General features: G+C 72.5%; 18 protein-coding genes. 8 read left to right on the top strand and 10 right to left on the bottom strand.

Translation table 11 applies throughout. From position 1 onward, the window contains the following. Positions 1-215 precede the first annotated feature (215 nt). On the bottom strand, positions 216-1,004 hold the full coding sequence (locus ACFWBY_RS24400) for a hypothetical protein (protein WP_385345124.1): 789 nt from the start codon (positions 1,002-1,004) through the stop codon (positions 216-218). 4 nt (positions 1,005-1,008) lie between these two features. After that, positions 1,009-1,668, bottom strand: coding sequence for a papain-like cysteine protease family protein (locus ACFWBY_RS24395; RefSeq protein WP_385345127.1), 660 nt, complete (start codon positions 1,666-1,668; stop codon positions 1,009-1,011). Between the two features lie 238 nt (positions 1,669-1,906). On the opposite strand from ACFWBY_RS24395, the gene ACFWBY_RS24390 reads away from it, so the two are divergent. Then, on the top strand, positions 1,907-2,860 hold the full coding sequence (locus ACFWBY_RS24390) for a hypothetical protein (protein WP_385345130.1): 954 nt from the start codon (positions 1,907-1,909) through the stop codon (positions 2,858-2,860). 24 nt (positions 2,861-2,884) lie between these two features. Here the strand turns inward: ACFWBY_RS24390 and ACFWBY_RS24385 are convergent, their stop codons facing one another. Continuing rightward, on the bottom strand, positions 2,885-3,316 hold the full coding sequence (locus tag ACFWBY_RS24385) for a Rieske (2Fe-2S) protein (protein WP_385345132.1): 432 nt from the start codon (positions 3,314-3,316) through the stop codon (positions 2,885-2,887). Positions 3,317-3,387: 71 nt separating this feature from the next. Here ACFWBY_RS24385 and ACFWBY_RS24380 point away from each other — a divergent pair, with 71 nt between their 5' ends. Beyond that, on the top strand, positions 3,388-4,293 hold the full coding sequence (locus ACFWBY_RS24380; protein WP_385345135.1) for a carbohydrate kinase: 906 nt from the start codon (positions 3,388-3,390) through the stop codon (positions 4,291-4,293). A gap of 128 nt (positions 4,294-4,421) precedes the next feature. Here the strand turns inward: ACFWBY_RS24380 and uvrA are convergent, their stop codons facing one another. After that, on the bottom strand, positions 4,422-7,424 hold the full coding sequence (gene uvrA, locus ACFWBY_RS24375; RefSeq protein WP_385342471.1) for an excinuclease ABC subunit UvrA: 3,003 nt from the start codon (positions 7,422-7,424) through the stop codon (positions 4,422-4,424). A 196-nt stretch (positions 7,425-7,620) separates the two neighbouring features. On the opposite strand from uvrA, the gene ACFWBY_RS24370 reads away from it, so the two are divergent. From ACFWBY_RS24370 to ACFWBY_RS24360, 3 genes are all read left to right on the top strand, one after another. Further along, a complete protein-coding gene (locus ACFWBY_RS24370) occupies positions 7,621-8,316 on the top strand; it encodes a maleylpyruvate isomerase family mycothiol-dependent enzyme (protein ID WP_385342469.1) in 696 nt (231 codons plus the stop codon). 84 nt (positions 8,317-8,400) lie between these two features. Further along, the gene (locus tag ACFWBY_RS24365; RefSeq protein WP_385342467.1) at positions 8,401-9,057 is read left to right on the top strand and encodes an MBL fold metallo-hydrolase; all 657 of its coding nucleotides are present in this window, start codon (positions 8,401-8,403) and stop codon (positions 9,055-9,057) included. Positions 9,058-9,272: 215 nt separating this feature from the next. After that, positions 9,273-10,589 carry an MFS transporter gene (locus ACFWBY_RS24360; protein WP_385342473.1) on the top strand — a complete coding sequence of 439 codons (1,317 nt, stop codon included), beginning with the start codon at positions 9,273-9,275 and terminating at the stop codon, positions 10,587-10,589. A gap of 23 nt (positions 10,590-10,612) precedes the next feature. On the opposite strand, the gene ACFWBY_RS24355 is transcribed toward ACFWBY_RS24360, so the two are convergent. From ACFWBY_RS24355 to uvrB, 4 genes are all read right to left on the bottom strand, one after another. Further along, positions 10,613-11,599 (bottom strand): TerC family protein, encoded by a 987-nt coding sequence (locus ACFWBY_RS24355; RefSeq protein WP_385342466.1) that lies wholly within the window; start codon positions 11,597-11,599, stop codon positions 10,613-10,615. Positions 11,600-11,865: 266 nt separating this feature from the next. Then, on the bottom strand, positions 11,866-13,821 hold the full coding sequence (locus ACFWBY_RS24350; RefSeq protein ID WP_385342464.1) for a TerD family protein: 1,956 nt from the start codon (positions 13,819-13,821) through the stop codon (positions 11,866-11,868). 81 nt (positions 13,822-13,902) lie between these two features. Beyond that, a complete protein-coding gene (locus tag ACFWBY_RS24345; protein WP_329386964.1) occupies positions 13,903-14,481 on the bottom strand; it encodes a TerD family protein in 579 nt (192 codons plus the stop codon). Between the two features lie 88 nt (positions 14,482-14,569). Then, positions 14,570-16,711: an excinuclease ABC subunit UvrB gene (gene uvrB / locus ACFWBY_RS24340; RefSeq protein ID WP_385342462.1), complete on the bottom strand. Its 2,142-nt coding sequence runs from the start codon at positions 16,709-16,711 to the stop codon at positions 14,570-14,572. 243 nt (positions 16,712-16,954) lie between these two features. On the opposite strand from uvrB, the gene ACFWBY_RS24335 reads away from it, so the two are divergent. From ACFWBY_RS24335 to ACFWBY_RS24325, 3 genes are all read left to right on the top strand, one after another. Then, positions 16,955-17,839 carry a glycerophosphodiester phosphodiesterase gene (locus ACFWBY_RS24335; protein ID WP_385342460.1) on the top strand — a complete coding sequence of 295 codons (885 nt, stop codon included), beginning with the start codon at positions 16,955-16,957 and terminating at the stop codon, positions 17,837-17,839. A gap of 37 nt (positions 17,840-17,876) precedes the next feature. Continuing rightward, positions 17,877-18,440: a methylated-DNA--[protein]-cysteine S-methyltransferase gene (locus ACFWBY_RS24330; RefSeq protein ID WP_385342458.1), complete on the top strand. Its 564-nt coding sequence runs from the start codon at positions 17,877-17,879 to the stop codon at positions 18,438-18,440. A 242-nt stretch (positions 18,441-18,682) separates the two neighbouring features. Beyond that, the gene (locus tag ACFWBY_RS24325; RefSeq protein WP_385342456.1) at positions 18,683-19,969 is read left to right on the top strand and encodes an MFS transporter; all 1,287 of its coding nucleotides are present in this window, start codon (positions 18,683-18,685) and stop codon (positions 19,967-19,969) included. A 59-nt stretch (positions 19,970-20,028) separates the two neighbouring features. On the opposite strand, the gene ACFWBY_RS24320 is transcribed toward ACFWBY_RS24325, so the two are convergent. Further along, the gene (locus ACFWBY_RS24320) at positions 20,029-20,418 is read right to left on the bottom strand and encodes a cupin domain-containing protein (RefSeq protein WP_385342454.1); all 390 of its coding nucleotides are present in this window, start codon (positions 20,416-20,418) and stop codon (positions 20,029-20,031) included. Between the two features lie 73 nt (positions 20,419-20,491). After that, positions 20,492-21,292 (bottom strand): class I SAM-dependent methyltransferase, encoded by an 801-nt coding sequence (locus ACFWBY_RS24315; protein ID WP_385342452.1) that lies wholly within the window; start codon positions 21,290-21,292, stop codon positions 20,492-20,494. Positions 21,293-21,358: the final 66 nt, after the last annotated feature.

The following is a 21,358-nucleotide window of genomic DNA, read 5'->3' as shown; positions in this document are numbered from 1 at the left end:
CAGCCACCCTACTGTCGCCCGCCGACAACCGAGCCGCTCCCCTCCCGCCGCGCGGGTTCCGGGGGCCGCGGGGACGGCCGGGAAGGGTGGCCCCGCGGGGCCGGGGGGCGGGGAGGCGCGGGAGCCCCGCGGGGCCGGCTCGTGGGAGGCGCGGGAGCCCCGCGGGAAGCGTGCCGGGCGCCGCGACCCGGTGGACCCTCCCGGTCAGAGACGGCCTAGGCCCGCGCCTCCCGCCGGCGCCGGGAGCGCCGCACGGCCAGGAGTCCGGCCGCGCCCAGCGCCAGGGCCACGGCTCCGGCGGCGACCGGCGGTACCCCCGTGCCCGCGGACCCGGCGGTGGCTTCCGTGGGGGCGAAGCCACCGGCCTTCCCGGACCTGGCGTAGGCGGTGCCGGGGAGCTTGTCCCCGTACGCCTTCACGACCCGCGCCCGGTAGGCGGCGAGGCTCGTACCCCGCTCGCCCACCGCGGCCACCGCGTCCGGGTCGAGCGGCAGGACCCGCTCGCCGTCGGCCACGTACCACGCGTCGATCTGGGGCTCCCGGAACACCGTCCCGCCGGGGAGCCTCTGCCCGCCGAGCCGGGCGTAGCGGAACTCGTCGTCGCCGGTGGCGATGTTCACCACCTGCCAGCCCGCTTCCGTCCTGGCGGTCCACAGGGCGGCCTGCTGACCGTCCGAGGAGACGGCCCTGCTGGCGAGGAACTCCATCCGGGCCACGGGTGCGCCCGGCTTCCCGGCGACGAAGTCCGGAGACAGGTGGTTGACGGGTATCGTCCCGCCCTCGACGCGGGGCTGCGCGGCGGTCGGCGAGACCTTGCCCTCGCGGGCGAAGAAGCGGGACAAGGTGGCGAGCGTGTCGGGGGCCGTGGCCGCCAGTGCGGCGGCGGCCCGGTTCTCGGCGGTGTCGCTCCGGGGCTGCGGTACGGGGGCGGCGGTCGCCTGGGTGGGGGCCAGGGCGAGCAGCGCGGCCCCCGCGACGACCGCGGCGGCGAGACGGGTCTTCATGGGGTCACGCCCCGATCCGGTAGAGCGAGTGGGTCCAGGAGAAGGTGCTGTTGTTCACGTACCAGGCGTGCGAGGCCCAGTTGTAGCGGTCGCTGGAGGGCCACGGGTCGCCCCAGTACACCCAGCTGTTGGCGGTGTCGTAGCCGTAGACGACGTGCATGTGGCCACCGCCGTTGGACCACTGGATGCGGGTCTCGACCGGGCGGTCGGCGTTGATCTCGCTCTGCACGGTGGAGTACTGGAGCCAGCCGTTGACGTAGGAGCCGGAGCTGATGCCGGCCCAGCGCAGGGCGGTCTGCACGTTGCCGAGGGTGGCCTGGTTGTTGGGGCAGTCGTAGCCCTGCTGGCGGTTGAACGCGGCGTTGCAGAACTGGTTCTGGCTGTAGCCGCGGCCGAACCAGGTGGCGATGGTGTTGCCGGCGGCGGCCCAGCACCAGTTGGTCTTCTGCTGTGCCTGCATGGTGATGTCGAGCCGCTTGTACGCCAGGGCGGCGTTCCCGGCGGCCCCGGAGTCGTCGGCGGTCGCGGTCGCACCGGTCGCGGCGGTCATGGCGGTGGCGGAGCCCGTAGCGGTACCGACGGCGGTGGCGGTACCGGTGGGCAGGGCGAGGAGCAGGGCGGTGACGAAGGCGGCGAGGTGGAGCCGCCGGTGGGGATTGCGCATCGCGTTCCTCCCGAGGTGGGGAGTGGGGGTGGAGGAGCGCGTCCGGACGCTGAGGGGAGCATCAGGGTGTTGTCGGGAACAGGTCAACACGCTTCAATACGGCGTGACATCGCGGTGTGAACGGTGGGGCCGGAGTGTGAACGTCCGCCACCGGTCCACCTGGACCCACCCCTGGCCCGCGCCTCGTACGCGAGGCCGCCCGCACCGCCGCGCGTGAACGTTCACAGGAGGAGCCGCCATGCCGTCGCGCGCGGAGCGCACCTTCTCGGACAGCGCCCCGGAGTTGCCGCACGTGGTCCACACCGGGCCCTTCCACCTCGCGCTGCGCTCCGCCCTGACCGCCCGCGGGCTCCCCCTGCACCGGATCCAGCACCGGCTCGCCGCCCGCGGCATCAAGCTCGGCGTGACCAGCCTCAGCTACTGGCAGCAGGGTGCCCGGCGGCCGCGCCGCCCCGAGTCCCTGAAGGCCGTACGGGCCCTGGAGGAGATCCTCGAACTGCCCGGGGGCACCCTGCTGCGGCTGCTGGAAGCTCCGGAACCCGCCGGCCCCGAGACGGCCCGGCCCCCCACCCGCTCCTACCGGGCCCTGTTCAGCGTGGGCGCGGCCGTGGAGGAGCTGCTGGCCGGCATGGAACTGCCCGCCGACGGCGGCCTGCACACCGTCGGCCACCACGAGCGGGTGCGGATCGGGCCCGCCGGGCAGCTGCTGGGCCGCGAGTCGCAGCACGTCGTACGGGCCCACCGCGACGGGGTCGACCGGTACGTCGCCGTCCACCACGGCGATCCGGGCTGCGATCCCGCGCGCGTCCGGGTACGGGCCGACGAGAACTGCCGGATCGGGCGGATCCGCCGCCACCCCGAAGCCGAGGTGGTCGTCGCCGAGCTGCTCTTCGACGCCCGGCTGCGCGCCGGGGACACCTACGTCTTCGGCTACGGCTTCGAGGACGGCACCGGCGGCCGCAGCGAGGAGTACGTGCGCGGCTTCAGCTACACCGGCGGGCAGTACGTGCTCCAGGTCCGCTTCGACGAGGCCGCGCTGCCGGTGCGCTGGCGCCGCTTCAGCCGCAGCGGGCCGGGCGCGCCGCGCGTAAGGCTCGCGGACCTGGCCCCGAGCGGACCGCACCGCGCCGTGCACCTGGTGGAACAGGGAGTGCGGCGCGGGGTGCTGGGGATCGGCTGGGACTGGGATTGAGCGCGGGCCCGGGCCGGTCCCGGGTCAGCCCGCGATGAGCTTGCCGCCCTCGGCCCGCACCGCAACCTCGGGCAGCGGGTCACCGGCCGGGCCGCGCAGCACCTTGCCCGTGGTCACGTCGAAGCGGCTGCCGTGGCAGGGGCAGTTGCCCTGACCCTCGACGATCTTGTCCAGGACGCAGCCGGCATGGGTGCACTGGGCGCTGAAGGCCTTGTACTGTCCCGCCTCGGCGCAGCTCACCAGGACCTTCGCCTCCCGGAACAGCTTCGCGCCGCCGACCGGCACAGCGGCCGCGTCGCCCAGCTCGACGGGCTCGGCGGGGACCGCCGGGGAACCGGAGCCGCTGTCGGACTCGGTGGAACAGGCCGTGAGCGCCGCTCCCGCACCGGCGGCCCCGACGATCGCTGCGGCGCCCTTGAGCACGGTACGGCGGGCGGCGGGCGGCAAGGCGGACATGCGGTTCTCCCGGGATGCTGGTCGGCTGGGCCCCCGACGATACCGCCGCCCGATGGGATACCTTCCCCCGCGTGATCGTCGTCGGTGGAGAGGCCCTGATCGACCTGGTGCCCGTGGCGCGGCCGCCCGGCGCCCTGCTGCCCCGGCCGGGCGGCGGACCGTACAACACCGCGCTCGCCCTGGGCCGGCTCGGCGCGCGGGTCGCCTTCTGCTCCCGGGTCTCCACGGACGGCTTCGGCGCCTCCCTGCTCGCGGGGCTGAGCGCGGCCGGCGTGGACCTCTCGCTGGTCCAGCGCGGGCCGGAGCCCACCACGCTGGCGGTGCCCGCTCTGGCCCCGGACGGCTCGGCGGCCTACGGCTTCTACGTCGAGGGCACGGCCGACCGGCTGTTCCGGCTGCCGCCCCCGCTACCCCCCGGGGTACGGGCCCTCGCGCTCGGCACCTGCTCTCTGGTGCTGGAGCCCGGGGCGAGCGCCTACGAGGCCCTCCTGCGCCGGGAGTCCGGGCGCGGGCTGCTGACCCTGCTCGACCCCAACATCCGGCCCGCGCTGATCGCCGACCCGGCGGCCTACCGGGCCCGCTTCCTGTCCTGGCTGCCGCACGTCCGCGTGCTGAAGCTGTCGCAGGAGGACGCGGCGTGGCTCGGCGGCCGGGTCGGCGACTGGCTGGCGGCGGGCCCCTCGGCGGTGGTGCTCACACGGGGAGCGGAGGGCATGACGGTGTGGACGCGGGAGGGCGAGGAGTACTCGGTACCCTCCCGCCGGGTCGGCGTGGTGGACACGATCGGGGCGGGCGACACCGTGAACGCGGCGCTGCTGCACCGGCTTTCGGGCACCGCGGCCGCCGGGGACGGAGCGGGCGGCGGAGGCGGGACGACTCCGGTGGACTGGCCCGAGGTGCTCTCCTACGCCGCCCGCGCGGCCGCGCTGACCTGCTCACGGGCGGGCGCGGAGCCGCCGTACGCGGCGGAGCTCTGACACTTCGGCCCGCGCCGCTCCCGCTCCCTACGCGCGCGTATGCGCGCGCCCGGCGGGGGAGCCGTTGCCGGGGGAACCCCCGACAACGGCTCCCCCGGTCCGAACCGGACCCGCGGCCACCCGCGGGATCACGCCTTGCGGGCGCGCGCGGCCTTCTTCGCTGCGGCCGCGGGCGCGGCCTTCTTCGCGGCCGCGGCCTTCTTCGCGACCGGAGCAGCCGCCGCCTTCTTGCGCGCCGTCGCCTTCTTCGCCGGCAGGGCCGGAGCCGGGGCACCGGCCTCCAGGACGCGGTCCGCGCCCAGGATGTCCCGCAGGAACTTGCCCGTGTGGCTCGCGCCCACCGAGGCGACCTGCTCGGGGGTGCCCTCCGCGACGACGAGACCGCCGCCGTACCCGCCCTCCGGGCCCATGTCGACGACCCAGTCCGCGGTCTTGATGACATCGAGGTTGTGCTCGATGACGATCACCGTGTTGCCCTTGTCCACCAGCCCCGAGAGCACCTTGATCAGCTTGGAGATGTCCTCGAAGTGGAGGCCCGTCGTCGGCTCGTCCAGGACGTACACGGTGCGCCCCGTCGACCGCTTCTGCAGCTCCGAGGCCAGCTTCACGCGCTGTGCCTCACCGCCCGACAGCGTGGGCGCCGACTGGCCGAGCCGCACGTACCCCAGCCCCACCTCGTTCAGCGTGCGCAGGTGCCGGGAGATCGTCGGTACCGCCTCGAAGAACTCCGAGGCCTCCTCGATCGGCATGTTCAGGACTTCGGCGATGGACTTGCCCTTGTAGTGGACCTCCAACGTCTCCCGGTTGTACCGGTCGCCGTGGCAGACCTCGCACGGGACGTACACGTCCGGCAGGAAGTTCATCTCGATCTTGATCGTGCCGTCGCCGGAGCAGTTCTCGCACCGGCCGCCCTTGACGTTGAAGGAGAAGCGGCCCGGCAGGTAGCCGCGCACCTTCGCCTCCATCGTCTCCGCGAAGAGCTTGCGGACGTGGTCGAAGACACCGGTGTAGGTCGCCGGGTTGGACCTCGGGGTCCGTCCGATGGGCGACTGGTCGACGTGCACGACCTTGTCGACGAGGTCGTCGCCGTCCACCCGCGTGTGCCGCCCCGGCACGGACCGCGCGCCGTTGAGCTCGCGGGCCAGGTGCGTGTACAGGATGTCGTTGACCAGCGTCGACTTGCCGGAGCCCGATACGCCCGTCACCGCCGTGAGCACGCCCAGCGGGAAGGACACGTCGATGTCCTGGAGGTTGTTCTCCTTGGCGCCGTGGACCGTGAGCCTGCGCGACGGGTCCACGGGGCGGCGTACGTCCGGGAGGGGGATGGCCCGCTTGCCCGACAGGTACTGCCCGGTGATCGACTCGCTGTTCTTCAGCAGGTCCTTCAGCGAGCCGCTGTGCACGACCTTGCCGCCGTGCTCGCCGGCGCCCGGGCCGATGTCCACGACCCAGTCGGCGACCTTGATGGTGTCCTCGTCGTGCTCGACGACGATGAGCGTGTTGCCCATGTCCCGCAGCCGTACGAGCGTCTCGATCAGACGGTGGTTGTCCCGCTGGTGGAGACCGATGGACGGCTCGTCCAGGACGTACAGCACGCCCACGAGGCCGGAGCCGATCTGCGTGGCCAGCCGGATGCGCTGGGCCTCGCCGCCCGACAGGGTGCCGGCGGCGCGGTTGAGCGAGAGGTAGTCCAGGCCGACGTCGACGAGGAAGCGGAGCCTCTCGTTGACCTCCTTGAGGACCCGCTCGGCGATCTTCTTGTCGCGGGCGTCGAGCTTCAGACGCCCGAGGAAGTCCGCGCACTCGCTGATCGACATCGCGGCGACCTCGGCGATGGAGCGGTCCATCACCGTCACCGCGAGCACGATCGGCTTCAGGCGGGTGCCCTCACAGGTGGGGCAGGGCACTTCGCGCATGTAGCCCTCGAAGCGCTCGCGGCTGGCGTCGCTCTCGGACTCCGAGTGGCGCCGCTTGACGAACGGCACCGCGCCTTCGAAAGCCGTGGTGTAGGCCCGCTCGCGCCCGTACCGGTTGCGGTAGCGGACCTCGATCTGCGTCTTGTGGCCGTACAGCAGGGCCTTCTTCGCCCGCAGCGGCAGCCCGGCCCACGCGATGTCGGTGCGGAAGCCCAGCTCCCCGGCGAGGGCGCCGATCAGCCGCTGGAAGTAGTCCTTGGTGTGGCCGAGGGACCACGGGGAGACCGCGCCCTCGTCCAGGGACTTGTCCTCGTCCGGGACGATCAGCTCCGGGTCCACCTCCATGCGCGTACCGATACCGGTGCACTCGGGGCAGGCGCCGAAGGGGGAGTTGAAGGAGAAGGAGCGCGGCTCCAGCTCCTCGAAGGACAGGTCGTCGTACGGGCAGTAGAGGTGCTCGGAGTACATCCGCTCACGCTCGGGGTCGTCCTCGGCGAGGTCGACGAAGTCCAGGATCACCATGCCGCCCGACAGCCCGAGGGCGGTCTCGACGGAGTCGGTCAGTCGGCGCTTGGCGCCCTCCTTGACCGTGAGGCGGTCGATGACCACCTCGATGGTGTGCTTCTCCTGCTTCTTCAGCGTGGGCGGCTCGGAGAGCTGGATCGTCTCCCCGTCCACCCGGGCCCGGCTGTAGCCCTTGGTCTGGAGGTCGGAGAAGAGGTCGACGAACTCGCCCTTGCGCTCGCGCACCAGCGGCGAGAGCACCTGGAAGCGGCTTCCCTCGGGCAGTGCGAGCACCTTGTCGACGATCGCCTGCGGCGACTGCCGCGAGATCGGGCGGCGGCACTCGGGGCAGTGGGGCTTGCCGATGCGGGCGAAGAGCAGGCGGAGGTAGTCGTAGACCTCGGTGATGGTGCCCACGGTCGAGCGCGGGTTGCGCGACGTGGACTTCTGGTCGATCGAGACGGCCGGGGAGAGGCCCTCGATGAAGTCGACGTCGGGCTTGTCCATCTGCCCGAGGAACTGGCGGGCGTACGACGAGAGCGACTCGACGTAGCGGCGCTGGCCCTCGGCGAAGATCGTGTCGAAGGCCAGGGAGGACTTGCCCGACCCGGAGAGTCCGGTGAAGACGATGAGGGAGTCGCGGGGCAGGTCGAGCGAGACGTTCTTGAGGTTGTGCTCGCGAGCGCCACGAACGATGAGACGGTCGGTCACGCCGGTCCGCACCTTTCTTGAGAGAGCGGGGGCACGGGCCCCCGTCCCAGGGTATTGGGGGGCGCCTCTGCGCTGGACTTGGAGAGTGGACTCCGTGGACTTCGAGCGTATAGCACGTGCATTCGATTTCCGGCACTACGCCGACTGCTTCACCCGATCGTGTGGCGAGGACCCTCGAAGGACTAGGCTCGTCCGCATGATTGATCATGTGCACGACCTGCGATCTGTACGTGAGGCCACGGACCGGCTGCTGACCGCGGTCGCGAAGCTGGACAACGCCGCCCTGGCCGAAGAGTCACATCTCCCCGGCTGGACCCGCGGCCACATCCTGGCCCACCTCGCCCGCAACGCGGACGCCCTGGTGAACGTCTTCGAAGGCCGCCCCATGTACGAGAGCGGCGCCAGCCGTGAGGCGGACATCGAGCGCGACTTCGGCCGGCCCCTGGTGGAACAGCTGGAGGACGTGCGGAATTCCGCCGCCCGCTGGGAGGAGGTGGCCGGGCGCCCGCAGGACTGGACCCGCGTCGTGGCGCTGCGCAACGGGGTCACCGATGTCGCCGCCCGCGTCCCCTTCCGGCGCCTGATCGAGGTCGAGCTGCACCACGTCGACCTGAACATCGGCTACGGGCTCTCGGACCTCCCCGAGGAGTTCACCGACCGGGAGATCGACTTCCTCGCCGAGCGCTGGTCGGGCCGTCCGGACGTGCCGCCGGTGACGCTGCGGGCGGCCGTGGCCGGCCAGGTCTGGCACACCGGCGGCACGGAGGGCACCCCGGTGGTCTTGGAGGGGCCCAAGGACGAACTGCTCGGCTGGCTGGCCGGGCGCGGACTCCAAGGCGCCCACCTCGCCGTCCTGGCCGGCGACGGCCTGCCCGAGCTCCCTCCGCTCTGAGGGTCGTCCCCCAGGTCCTGTCGGATCCCGCCGGGCCCACGGCTCGACCGACGAGATCCGAACGGGACGACCTAGGATGCCGATATGACGTACAGCGGAGCGGTCAAGGTCGGCGGTCCGGCCGACGTGCACGAACTCTCGGACCTGATGATTTCCAAGGTCGCGGTGGGCGGGATGAACAACAACGCCTACCTGCTGCGCTGCCGGGCCACCGACGAGCAGCTGCTGATCGACGCGGCCGCGGAGCCGGAGACGCTGCTGAGCCTGATCGGCGACAGCGGCATCGCGTCCGTGGTCACGACGCACCGGCACGGCGACCACTGGGGCGCCCTCCAGGCGGTGGTCGAGGCGACCGGCGCGCGGACGTACGCCGGCGCCCACGACGCCGAGGGCATCCCCGTGGCGACCGACGTGCTCGTCGCGGACGGGGACACGATCACCGTCGGACGCATCACGCTGACCGCCCGCCACCTGGTCGGCCACACCCCCGGCTCGATCGCGCTGGTCTACGACGACCCGCACGGCCACCCGCACGTGTTCACCGGCGACTGCCTCTTCCCGGGCGGCGTCGGCAACACCTGGGGCGACCCGGAGGCCTTCGTCCGCCTCGTCGACGACGTCGAGGCCAAGCTCTTCGCGCGGCTGCCGGACGAGACGTGGGTCTACCCGGGCCACGGCAACGACACCACGCTCGGCGCCGAGCGGCCGCACCTGGCCGAATGGCGCGAGCGCGGCTGGTAGCGGACACCGAATCCGTCAACCTGGTACCGGACTGCACTCCTTCCGGTCGATGATGGCCGAACGCACGTCCTGAGGGCACGGGGCGGGGTAATTGCTGCACCATGCAACAAGACCCCTCCCCGGCCACCGAGGCCACCCCCGCGGATCACGTCCCCGTGCCCCCCACCGCGGAACCCGCCCCCGCTGATCCCGACGCCGCGGTTCCGCGCCCCTCGATGCTCCGGCTCGCCTCGGCCTCCCTCGCCGGCACCGCCATCGAGTTCTACGACTTCTTCGTCTACGGCACCGCCGCCGCCCTGGTGCTCGGCCCGCTCTTCTTCCCCTCCTTCTCGCCGCCGGCCGCCACCCTCGCCGCCTTCGGCACCTTCGGAGTCGGCTTCCTCGCCCGCCCCCTGGGCTCCGCCGTCTTCGGCCACATCGGGGACCGCCACGGCCGCCGCCCCGTGCTGCTCGGCTCCCTTCTGCTCACCGGTCTCGCCACCGTGGCGGTCGGCTGCGTGCCCTCGTACGCCTCCATCGGCCTGGCCGCGCCGATCCTGCTGGTCGTACTGCGCTTCCTCCAGGGCTTCGGCCTCGGCGGCGAATGGGGAGGCGCGGTGCTGCTGACCGCCGAGCACGCCCCCGAGGGCCGGCGCGGGCTGTGGTCGAGCTTCCCGCAGATGGGCCCGGCGGTCGGGTTCCTCCTGGCCAACGGCCTGATGCTGACCCTGTCGGGCACGCTCACCGACGGACAGTTCGCCGCCTGGGGCTGGCGGGTGCCGTTCTGGGCGGCGGGGCTGCTGGCCCTGGCCGGGCTGTGGCTGCGCCGCTCGGTCGAGGAGACCCCGCAGTTCCGCGCGCTCGCCGAGGCGGACCGGCGGGCGGACGCCCCGCTGGCCGAGGTCGTGCGCGACCACTGGCGGCTGCTCCTGCTCACCGGCGGGGCACTCGCCGTGGGGTACGCCGTCTTCTACGCGGCCACCACCTGGTCCCTCGCCTACGCCACCGAGCACCTCGGGGTGCACCGCACGGTGATGCTGTCGTGCGTCATGGCGGCCGTGGCACTCAAGGGCATGGCCACCCCGGCGGTCGCGGTGCTCGGCGACCGCTACGGCCGGCGCCCGCTGTGCCTCGCCGGCTGCGCGGCCTGCGCGCTGTGGATGTTCCCGTTCGTCGCGCTGCTGCGCACGGCGGACCCGCTGCTGATGACGCTGGGGCTGCTCGGCGCCCTGCTCGGCATGGTGACGATGTTCGCGGTGGTGGGCGCCTACCTGCCCGAGCTGTACGCGCCGCGGATCCGCTGCACGGGCGCGGCCGTCGGCTACAACCTCGGCGGGGTACTGGGCGGCGCGCTGACCCCGATCGCGGCGACGGCACTGGCGGACGGACCCGGCCCCCCGTGGGCGGTCGCCGTGTACCTGACGGCGATCGCCACGGTCTCGCTGGCGTGCTTCGCCCTGCTGCCGGAGACGAACCCGGTGATCGTGCGGCAGCGGGCGGGCGCCCCGGCGGGATCGGAAACGGGGGCGGCCGAAGCGGCCGCCCCCGTCTAGCCCCGCAGGACCTTCCGGCGCGTTCAGGCGTCGACGCTGTCGGGCTCCGTGGCGGCGGCCTCGGCTGCCGCCTGCTTCTTCGAGGCGATCAGGCTGGTGATCGTGGTGATCACCAGGACCGCGCAGATGACGCCCAGGGAGACCGGGATGGAGATCTGCGGGACGTGCAGGCCGGACTCGTGCAGGGCGTGCAGCACGAGCTTGATGCCGATGAAGCCCAGGATGACGGAGAGGCCGTAGCTGAGGTGGACCAGCTTCTTGAGCAGGCCGCCGATGAGGAAGTACAGCTGGCGCAGACCCATCAGGGCGAAGGCGTTGGCGGTGAAGACGATGTACGGGTCCTGGGTGAGGCCGAAGATCGCGGGGATGGAGTCCAGGGCGAACAGCACGTCGGTGGTGCCGATGGCGAGCATGACGACCATCAGCGGGGTCATGACGCGCTTGCCGTTGTTCAGGACGAAGAGCTTCGTGCCGTGGTAGCGGTCGGCGACGCCGAACTTCTTCTCGATGGACTTCAGGAGGCGGTTCTCCTCGAACTCCTCTTCCTCCTCGTCCTTGCGGGCCTCCTGGATCAGCTTCCACGCGGTGTAGATGAGGAAGGCGCCGAAGATGTAGAAGACCCACGAGAAGTTGGCGATGATCGCCGCGCCGGCGGCGATGAAGATCGCCCGCAGGACGAGGGCGATCAGCACGCCCACCAGCAGCACGCGCTGCTGGAGGTGGGAGGGGACCGCGAACTTCGCCATGATCAGGACGAAGACGAAGAGGTTGTCCACGCTCAGGGACTTCTCGGTGATGAAGCCGGCGAAGAACTCCTGCGAGGCCTGGCCGTGCCCGAAGACCATCAGGCCGAGACCGAAGAGCGCGGCGAGGGCGATCCAGACGACCGTCCAGATGCCCGCTTCCTTCATGGAAACGTCGTGTGGCTTGCGGCCGATGAAGAAATCGGCGCCGATGAGGATGCCCAGACCAAGAATGGTCAGCACCCAGAGGGTCAACGAAACGTCCACTGTCTACACGCCTCCGGCAGATGGCTCAGCACTTTGTCAGCGTCATCGCTGCCGGAGGTCTCTTCCACCCGGAGGGCCAGGAGGCCACGGGCCGGCGCCCCGGGACCGGTTACGGTCCGTATTGACGGGCACGCCGTAGCAGGAAAGCAGGAATACTCCCCTCCGCACGACAAGGGTAGCGGCCACATGCGCTCAAGGTAAAGGGAAAACCAAGGACTGGTCAGTAGACGGTCATCCGATGCCCGGCGGCGGGTCGCCGCCGGCCGCTACCCGGCGGCCCGCCGGGCCGCCGCTACCCGCTCCAGAGCCTGATCGAGGACCCGGCTTCCCTGCGGCGGAAGGTCCGGCTCGAAGGTCCAGGCGTGCTGGACCCACGGATCGGCGAGATGGTTGTCGGGCACGGGCGACAGCCGCATGAGCGAGCGCCACAGCGGATCCAGCAACGGCCCGTAGGCCGAGGCCTCGTCACGGTCCGCGACCATCAGCAGGTGCACGCCGACCGCCGGCCCCTCGTCGGCGAGGTAGCGCAGGCGGGTGACGGCCCGATCGTCGAACCCGTGCGGGAAGTCGTGTACGAGGAGCAGCTGGTCGGAGGTGTCCACATCGGGCGGCAGGTCCTCCGGAGCCCCGGCCCGCACCGCCATCTGTACGAGGTCCACCCGCCGGGTCAGCCGCTCCAGGGTCTCGGTGACCCCGGCGGCCCCGGCGGCGGGCGGCCCGGCCAGCACCCCGGCGCGCACCAGCGGAGCCAGCGAGGCCGAGGCGGCGCCGGCCGCGTCGATGACGTGCACGGCGAACCGGTCGGCGGGATGGGCGGCGAGCAGCCGCGCGGCGTGCGCGACGGCCATGTCCATGGCGGCCCGCCGCAGCCGGTCGGTGTCCATGGCCATGGCTGCCTCGGAGCCGGTGCGGCCGTTGTCGATCCACAGGCCGCGCTCCAGCGGGACCCGGACCAGCATGGGAACGCGCAGGTCCGGCCGCTCGGGCAGATGGAGGTCGCCGAGGCGCAGCGCCAGGGGGCTCTCGGAGGGCGCTGCGTGCGCGTGCCAGACCGGGTTGTCCCAGCGGGCGTACGCGGCCGGCAGCGCGGGCTCGACGACTTCGGACTCGGCGGTGAGCACGACGAGGTCCCGGTCGAGGACTTCCTGCGCCCGCGCGACCAGTTCGTCGCGGCGGGCCCGGGCGGCGTCGCGCGCGGCGTTCCCGGAGCCGCCGAGGCGGTGGCGGGGGTCGGACAGGGCCTCGTCGAGCTCGCGGTCCATCCGGGAGTCGGCGAACTCGACGGCACCCCGGTAGGCGGCCACCGAGCGCGCCAGGTCCTCGAACATGCCCCAGACCTGGTTGTAGAGCCGCTCCTCCATGGACCAGCCGCTCGCGTCCCCGGCGACGGGGCGCGGCTGCTCGCCGGGCGGGGTCGGCGCGGCGGGGCGCGGCGCGGGCTCGGGGGGCTCCGTGCTGGTGCGGCGGCGCGGGTGGGCGTAGCTGACGGTGGGCGGTCCGCCGGCGGTGTCCCCGCCGGGCGTACCGGCGTAAGGGGATCCGGAGACCGGCTCCGGCGGGGCCGGGGCGGGCGGAGCGTCCTGCGGGGCGGGGGAGGGAGCGGGCTCCGGTGCCCGCAGGCCGCGCGGCACGGTGGGAGCGGGCCCGCCGGGCATGGCCGCCAGGGTGATGTCCCCGGCCGGGGTCTGCCCCAGGGCGGCGGCGGCCAGCTCGGCGGCCGCCGGGGCCGGCAGTCCGGCGTCGGTCAGGAGCGCGCCGAGCCCGCCGGCGTAGCCCTGGCCGACGGCGCGGACCTTCCAGGCTCCCTGGCGCCGGTAGAGCTCCAGGGCCACGACGGCGGTCTCGGACTCCAGGCCGGTCAGTGTGTACCCGGCGAGCTCGGCGCCCGCCGGGTCGCCCACGGACACGTAGGAGGCCGGGACCGCGCCGAAGCGGGCCGGGCCGCCGGGCGGCAGGACCAGCACCAGGCCGACCCGGTGCACGGCCGGTCCGACCGCGTCGAGGTCGACCAGGACGCTGTGCTGTCCCGAGACCGTCCCGGGCACTTCCAGCCCCGGCAGGGTCCGGGCGCCGGGATGGGCCAGCGACTCGGGGCCGGCGAGCCGGCCCTCGTCATCGGCGACCTGGGCCAGGGCGAGCACCGGTGTGCCCGCCGAGACCCTGATCTCCACCCTGCTCCGGGACAGGGGGTGGTTCTGCCCCCGGACCAGTTCGGCCGTCATCGTGCAGCCCCTCCCCCGTACCCGTTCTTGCGCCGTGCGATCTCGTAGGTCGCGCTGTACCGCTTGGTGTCCTCGTGCTGCTTACAGGTGCGGCAGGATCGCCGGCATCAGGTCCTGGAACGTACGGCCGTTGGCCGGGTTGCCGAGGGCCGTCATCTGCCAGCCGGCGCCGGCACGCGACACCTTCGCCATGATCTGCGCGGTGTACTGGCCGCCGCCGTCGAGGGTGTAGCGGGCCAGCTCCTGGCCGTTGGTCTCGTCGACGATGCGGCAGAAGGCGTTCTGCACCTCCTGGAACGTCTGGCCGGTGAACGAGTTCACCGTGAAGACGATCTGGTCGATGTGCACCGGCACGCGCTGCAGGTCGACGAGGATCGACTCGTCGTCCCCGCCCTGGCCGACGCCGCCGACGAGGTTGTCGCCGGTGTGCCGGACCGAGCCGTCGTCGCTCTGCAGGTGCCGGAAGAACACGACGTCGACGGGCTGCTTGTCGGCGAAGAGCACCGCCGAGGCGTCGAGGTCGATCTCCCGGGTCCGCGAACCGAACAGACCGCGGCGCTTGGCCGCCTGCCAGCCGAGGCCCATGCGGACCGCGGTCAGCGTGCCCCCGTCCGCCTTCTGCAGACTGATGGCCTGACCCTTGGTCATGTTGACCGTCACGCGCTGTCCCCTCTCCATAGCCCTCCCCCGATGGGGGTGCGCAGCGTGTACCTGCGGCTGGGTCCCAACCCTACTGACCGGCCCCGGGTCAGGCGAGGCCCGCTTCCTTCATCTGTCGGAGCTCCTTCTTCAGTTCGCCCACCTCGTCCCGGATCCGGGCCGCGACCTCGAACTGCAGCTCGGCGGCGGCGCCGCGCATCCGCTCGGTCATCTGCTCGATGAGCGCGGCCAGTTCGGCGGCGGGCCGGTCGGTCAGGACCTCGGCGCCCTTCACCCCCTTGGCGCCCTTGGCGCCCTTCGCCCCGGCCTTGCCGCCCAGCGCCGGGACCGGCGCCTTGAGGGCCTTGCCGTCCTTCGTCTGGCGGTACCCGGTGCCGAGCAGCTGCTCGGTGTCGAGCTCCTCGCGGGCGATGGTCGCCACGATGTCGTTGATCTTCTTACGCAGCGGCTGCGGGTCGATCCCGTGGGCGGTGTTGTAGGCGACCTGCTTCTCGCGGCGGCGGTTGGTCTCGTCGATCGCCTGGGCCATCGCCGGCGTGATGCTGTCCGCGTACATGTGGACCTGGCCGGAGACGTTGCGGGCGGCGCGGCCGATGGTCTGGATCAGCGAGGTCCCCGAGCGCAGGAAGCCCTGCTTGTCGGCGTCGAGGATCGCCACGAGCGACACCTCGGGCAGGTCGAGGCCCTCGCGCAGCAGGTTGATGCCGACGAGGACGTCGTACTCGCCGGCCCGCAGCTCGCGCAGCAGCTCGATCCGGCGCAGGGTGTCGACGTCGCTGTGCAGGTAGCGGACCTGGATCCCGAGCTCCAGGAAGTAGTCGGTGAGGTCCTCGGCCATCTTCTTGGTGAGGGTGGTGACCAGGACCCGCTCGTCCTTCTCCACCCGCTGCCGGATCTCGTGCACCAGGTCGTCGATCTGGCCCTCGGTGGGCTTGACCACGACTTCCGGGTCGATGAGGCCGGTGGGGCGGATGATCTGCTCGACGAAGCCGTCGCCGCGCGAGAGCTCGTACTTCCCCGGGGTGGCCGAGAGGTAGACGGTCTGGCCGATCCGCTCCTGGAACTCTTCCCACTTCAGCGGCCGGTTGTCCAGGGCGGACGGGAGCCGGAAGCCGTGGTCGACCAGGGTCCGCTTGCGGGAGGCGTCGCCCTCGTACATCGCGCCGATCTGCGGCACCGTGACGTGCGACTCGTCGATGACGAGGAGGAAGTCCTCGGGGAAGTAGTCGATGAGGGTGTTGGGCGCGGAGCCGCGCTCGCGGTCGTCCATGTGCAGCGAGTAGTTCTCGATGCCGGAGCAGGACCCGATCTGGCGCATCATCTCCAGGTCGTACGTGGTGCGCATGCGCAGCCGCTGGGCCTCCAGCATCTTGCCCTGCTTCTCCAGCTCGGCGAGGCGTTCGGCGAGCTCGGCCTCGATGCCGCGGACCGCCTTCTCCATGCGCTCGGGGCCGGCGACGTAGTGGCTGGCGGGGAAGACGTACAGCTCGCGGTCCTCGCTGATCACCTCGCCGGTCAGCGGGTGCAGGGTGGACAGGGCCTCGATCTCGTCGCCGAACATCTCGATGCGGACGGCCAGTTCCTCGTAGACCGGGAAGATCTCGATGGTGTCGCCGCGCACGCGGAAGGTGCCCCGGCTGAAGGCCACGTCGTTGCGCGTGTACTGGATGTCGACGAAGCGGCGCAGCAGCTGGTCCCGGTCCATCTCCTCGCCGACCTTGAGGGGGACCATCCGGTCGACGTACTCCTGCGGGGTGCCGAGGCCGTAGATGCAGGACACGGACGCGACGACGATGACGTCGCGCCGGGTGAGGAGGGAATTGGTCGCGGAGTGGCGCAGCCGCTCCACCTCCTCGTTGATCGAGGAGTCCTTCTCGATGTACGTGTCCGACTGCGGTACGTACGCCTCGGGCTGGTAGTAGTCGTAGTACGAGACGAAGTACTCGACGGCGTTGTTCGGCAGGAGCTCGCGGAACTCGTTCGCCAGCTGGGCCGCGAGCGTCTTGTTGGGTGCCATCACCAGCGTGGGCCGCTGGAGCTTCTCGATCATCCAGGCGGTGGTCGCCGACTTGCCGGTGCCGGTCGCGCCGAGGAGCACGACATCCTTCTCACCTGCGCGGATGCGCTTCTCCAGCTCAGCGATGGCTGTCGGCTGGTCGCCGCTGGGCTGGTAGGAGCTGACGACCTCGAAAGGCGCCACCGTGCGTTCGATCTTCGATACGGGCCGCATGGGTCAACCGTACGACCCCCCACTGACAGCCGACGTTTCCGGGGCCCGGCGGGGCCGTGCGGGTCTGGTCCGTTTGTCGTAGTTCGGTGGCGCCCCCGCGATCTTCAACCCCATGATCGCCGTACGCGGCTCCTCACCTGAAAGGGCGTCGAGAACGCATCGCCGAAAGTGCACCGCCGCAACGAATGCCGCTGCGCGCCCGTTTGAGAACGGGAGCAGGCTCACGACCCGAGGAGAACGCGCATGTACGTCCGACCCGCCGCCGCGGCCGCCACCGCCTTCCTGGGACTCACCCTGACCGTGTTCGGCGCGACGGCCGCCTCGGCGGCTCCCGGTCCGGACTGGCTCTCCAACCCGATCGTGTACGCCCACCGGGGGGCTTCCGCCTACGCCCCGGAGAACACCCTCGAGGCGGTCGACCTGGCCAGGCGGATGGGCTTCGACTGGGTGGAGAACGACGTACAGCGCACCGCGGACGGCGAGCTCGTGGTGATCCACGACGACACCCTGGCCCGCACGACCGACGTCGAGCAGGTGTTCCCGGACCGCAAGCCCTGGCGGGTCAAGGACTTCACCACCGCGGAGATCGCCCTGCTGGACGCGGGCAGCTGGTTCGGCCAGGAGTTCGCGGGCGCCCGGGTGCCGACCCTGCGGCAGTACATGGACCGGGTCCAGCGCAACCGGCAGCGGCTGCTCCTGGAGATCAAGAAGCCTGAGCTCTACCCCGGGATCGAGGAGCAGACCCTGCGCGTGCTGGAGGAGACCGGCTGGCTGGACGAGTCCCACGTGAGCCGGCGCCTGGTGGTGCAGAGCTTCAGCGCCGACTGCGTCCGCGCCGTGCACGAGCTGCGCCCCGACCTGGTGACGGCCTTCCTCGGCACGCCGGCCGTCGCCGACCTGCCGCGGTACGCGCGGTTCGCCGACCGCATCAACCCCTGGTACACCACCATCGACGGCGACTGGGTGGCCGCGGTGCACGGCCTGCTCGGCGCCCACGGCAAGGCCATGGAAGTGGACACCTGGATCGTCGACGACGCGGAGACCGCCCGGAAGGTCCGGGACATGGGCGTGGACGGGATCATCACCAACAAGCCCGACGTCGTACGGGAGGCCGTGGGCGGGTACTGAGCGGCGGCCGTGTCGGCGGGGGCCGTACCGTGAAGGGGTGGACAGCACCGAGCGGCCCCGCGGGCCGCACCTCGAATGGACCGTCGTCCCGAGCGACATAGGCCCCCTGCTCCTGGCCGCGACCCCGCAGGGCCTGGTCCGGGTCGAGTTCCACGCCGGGCCGGAGCGGGCCGACGCGATGATCGGCGCGCTGGTCTCCCGGCTCGGCGCCGACGCCTGGCGTCCCTCCCCGGGCGACGAGGTCCTGCTGGCCGAGCCGGTGCGCCAGCTGGCCGCGTACTTCGCCGGTGACCTGCGCCGCTTCGAGCTGCCGCTGGACTGGCGGCTCAGTTCCGGCTTCAACCGCGAGGCCCTGCGGGAACTGGACCGTTCCGTGCCCTACGGAGCGGTCGTCGGGTACGGGGAGCTGGCCGCCCGGACCGGCAGGCCGGGCGCGGCCCAGGCCGTCGGGCACGCCATGGGCTCCAATCCGCTGCCGCTGGTGGTGGCCTGCCACCGGGTCGTCGAGAACGACGGGGGCATCGGCGGGTTCGGCGGCGGCGTGGAGACCAAGCGCTTCCTGCTCGCCCTGGAGGGTGTGCTCCCGCAGCCGCTGTTCTGAGCACGCCGGGACGTACGGCTCCGCGTGGGGCGGTCGGGCTGTGCGTGGGCGTACGGCTCCGCGTGGGGCGGTCGGGCTGTGCGCGGTGCCGCGGGACTCGGCCCCACGGCGGGCCGGCCACTCGCCCACGGTAACCCTGTTCCGCGAGACGGTAAGGGGTGGGAAACTGCGGCGGTGACTACTCCCGCCGCCGCCGGATCCGGCCCCGCGCTCCCGCCCCACCCACGCCGAGGGGGCACCGCGTGAGCGCCGCACCGGACACCGACCGGTTCGCTCCGCCGATCGACCGCGCCGACCTGCCCCGGCTGCGGCGCCGGACCTCCGGAGTGCTGATCGCCGGCCAGATCCTGGGCGGCATCGGCGTGCCCATCAGCATCGCGCTGGCCCCGGTGCTGGCCACCGAGGTCAGCGGCACGGAGTCGCTGTCCGGCTTCGCCTCCACCGCCTCCGTGATCGGCACCGCCGCCTTCTCCCTGCCGCTCGCCGCACTGATGACCGCCCGCGGCCGTCGGCCCGGCCTGGTCCTCGCCTACCTGATCGGCGCGGCCGGCGCGGCCCTCGTCGTCCTGGCCGCCTCGGTCAAGAGCTTCCCGCTCCTGATGCTCGGCATGGCGGCTTTCGGAGCCGCCTCCTCCGCCAACCTCCAGGCCCGCTTCGCCGCGGCCGACCTGGCGGAGCCCGACCACCGGGCCCGGGCGATCTCCGTGGTGGTCTGGGCCTCCACCATCGGCGCGGTGCTCGGCCCCAACCTGTCCGCCCCGGCCAGCCGCAGCTTCGCCGGGACCTCCATACCCCAGACGGCGGGCCCCTTCGTGTGGGCCGGCGCCGTCTTCCTGCTCACCGCCGGGCTGATCTCCGTACTCCTGCGCCCGGACCCGCTGCTGACGGCCCGGGCGCTCGCCGCGCCCGAGGAGCAGACCCGCGCCGGGCGCTCGCTGCGCGCCGGGTTCGCGGCCGTCAAGGCCTCCCCCAGGGCCCGTCTCGCGCTGGTCACCATCGCGGTGTCGCACACCGCGATGGTCTCGATCATGGTGATGACCCCGGTCGACCTGGGCCACCACGGCGCCGGGCTCCAGCTCATCGGACTGGTCATCAGCGGGCACATCGCCGGCATGTTCGGCTTCTCGCCCGTGATGGGCTGGCTCGCGGACCGGATCGGCCGGCTGTCGGTGATCGGCCTGGCGGCCGGGCTGCTGTCGGTCGCCGCGCTCCTCGCGGGCACCGCCGGCGGGAGCCACGCCCAGAGCGCCGCCGGTCTCTTCCTGCTCGGCCTCGGCTGGTCCGCGGGCATGGTGTCCGGCTCGGCGCTGCTGACCGACTCGGTGCCGCAGCCCGCGCGCGCCGCCGTACAGGGCCTGGGGGACCTCACGATGAACACGGCCGCCGGTGTGGGCGGTGCGGCCGCCGGCCTGATCATGTCCCAGGCGGGCTACGGCTGGCTCAACGCGGTCGGTGCCTCGCTGCTCCTGCCGATGGCGGCGCTCGCGCTCTTCACCTGGCGCCGCCATCCGCTCAAGGCCGCGGGCTGAGGCCCGTCCCGTGGCCCCCGGTGGATGGCCCGCCGGGGATCACAGGACCGCGCTGGGGCTCAGTAGCTGATGTGGTAGGCCTTGCGGAGCGTCTCGTGGACGGTCCAGACGGTCTTGTCGCCCTCTCGCAGGACACATGCGGATCCCGGTCCGACTTCCAGCGTCGCGCCGCCCTCCACCTCGATGGTGGCGCGACCGGCGACCACGACGAACAGCTCGTCCGCCTCGGTGTCCGTGACCGCGCCCGGGGTGATCTGCCAGATCCCGCGCACCTGGGAGCCGTCGGCCGCCTCCCACAGCACCTTGCCCGTCACGACGGGCTCGCCGGAGACGATCTGCGCGGGGTCGAGGGCCTCCGGCTCCAGCTCGGAGTCGGGGAGGTCCACGACCGAGACGGCGAAGGAGGCGGGGGCGGAGGCGGGGGCGGCGCTGTGGTCACTGGTGCTCATGGGTCGTCAGCCTATTCCGGGCTTCCCTCCCCCCGGGGTGGCCACAGCGTCCAGCGCGCGCCCGCCCCACCCGTCACCCTGTCGAGCGGCGCCGGGCGATGAGGACCGGCTGGTGGAAACCGGTGTCCGACGGCGCGTGCCACACGGCGTCGACGAAACCCGCCTCCGCGGCGAAGGCGGCCGTCTCCTCCTCCGGCAGGGCCCAGTACGTGGTGCCCGACACCTTGGCCGTCCAGGTGTCCCCGGCGGGCAGTAGCTGGAAGAACTCCAGGTCGTAGCGGGCCCCGTCGGCGTGCCAGTGCCACAGCTGGAAGGTGATCGTCCGCCCGTCCGGACCGGTGCGCACGTGCGGGGCGTCGCTCTGCGGCCGGGTCCGGCGCAGTTCCCCGTACGGGCGGGTGGACAGGAGCAGCAGTCCGCCGGGGCGCAGCACCCGCAGCATTTCGGCCAGCGCGGTCCGTACGTGGGCGGCCGTCAGCAGGTGCGGCAGGGCGTTGTCGGCGCAGACCACCGCGTCGAAGGAGCCGTCGGGGAAGGGCAGTGCCCGCATGTCGGCGGCCAGGACCGGCAGGGCGACCCCCCGCGCCCGTGCCTCGCGGGCCGCGCGGGCGACGGAGACGGGGCTGAGGTCGCTGCCTGTGACGCGGTGGCCGAGGGTGGCGAGGCCCAGGGCCTGGGTGCCGATGCCGCAGGCGCTGTCGAGGATCCGGAGCGGCGCCGGGCCGAGGGCGGCGCCGAGCAGGGCGTCCAGGGAGCGGCCCTGGCGGGTGGTGCTCGCCTGCCAGTCGGCGTACAGGAGGTCGTAGCGGCCGGCGAGTTCGTCGTAGAAGCCGCGCGGATCGCGGCGGGGGTCCCGGGCATCCGGAGCGCTCATGGCGGAACGCTACTCGGACAGGATCGCACCGGTGCGTCGGGGGCGCGTTTGGGGCGCCGGGTCCCG

The sequence above is a fragment of the Streptomyces sp. NPDC060049 genome, from assembly GCF_042736715.1.
Classification (GTDB): domain Bacteria; phylum Actinomycetota; class Actinomycetes; order Streptomycetales; family Streptomycetaceae; genus Streptomyces.
The sequence above is the reverse complement of the archived record's forward strand: the minus strand, read 5'-3'. Positions and strand labels throughout refer to the sequence as shown.

What these genes read in the sequence shown, in the direction of transcription:
- ACFWBY_RS24320 (WP_385342454.1), bottom strand. Translation starts at nt 20,418, where the DNA reads ATGAGCACCAGTGACCACAGCGCCGCCCCCGCCTCCGCCCCCGCCTCC.
- ACFWBY_RS24400 (WP_385345124.1), bottom strand. Translation starts at nt 1,004, where the DNA reads ATGAAGACCCGTCTCGCCGCCGCGGTCGTCGCGGGGGCCGCGCTGCTC.
- ACFWBY_RS24360 (WP_385342473.1), top strand. Translation starts at nt 9,273, where the DNA reads ATGCTCCGGCTCGCCTCGGCCTCCCTCGCCGGCACCGCCATCGAGTTC.
- ACFWBY_RS24390 (WP_385345130.1), top strand. Translation starts at nt 1,907, where the DNA reads ATGCCGTCGCGCGCGGAGCGCACCTTCTCGGACAGCGCCCCGGAGTTG.
- ACFWBY_RS24385 (WP_385345132.1), bottom strand. Translation starts at nt 3,316, where the DNA reads ATGTCCGCCTTGCCGCCCGCCGCCCGCCGTACCGTGCTCAAGGGCGCC.
- ACFWBY_RS24315 (WP_385342452.1), bottom strand. Translation starts at nt 21,292, where the DNA reads ATGAGCGCTCCGGATGCCCGGGACCCCCGCCGCGATCCGCGCGGCTTC.
- ACFWBY_RS24365 (WP_385342467.1), top strand. Translation starts at nt 8,401, where the DNA reads ATGACGTACAGCGGAGCGGTCAAGGTCGGCGGTCCGGCCGACGTGCAC.
- ACFWBY_RS24395 (WP_385345127.1), bottom strand. Translation starts at nt 1,668, where the DNA reads ATGCGCAATCCCCACCGGCGGCTCCACCTCGCCGCCTTCGTCACCGCC.
- ACFWBY_RS24335 (WP_385342460.1), top strand. Translation starts at nt 16,955, where the DNA reads ATGTACGTCCGACCCGCCGCCGCGGCCGCCACCGCCTTCCTGGGACTC.
- ACFWBY_RS24370 (WP_385342469.1), top strand. Translation starts at nt 7,621, where the DNA reads ATGATTGATCATGTGCACGACCTGCGATCTGTACGTGAGGCCACGGAC.
- ACFWBY_RS24350 (WP_385342464.1), bottom strand. Translation starts at nt 13,821, where the DNA reads ATGACGGCCGAACTGGTCCGGGGGCAGAACCACCCCCTGTCCCGGAGC.
- uvrB (WP_385342462.1), bottom strand. Translation starts at nt 16,711, where the DNA reads ATGCGGCCCGTATCGAAGATCGAACGCACGGTGGCGCCTTTCGAGGTC.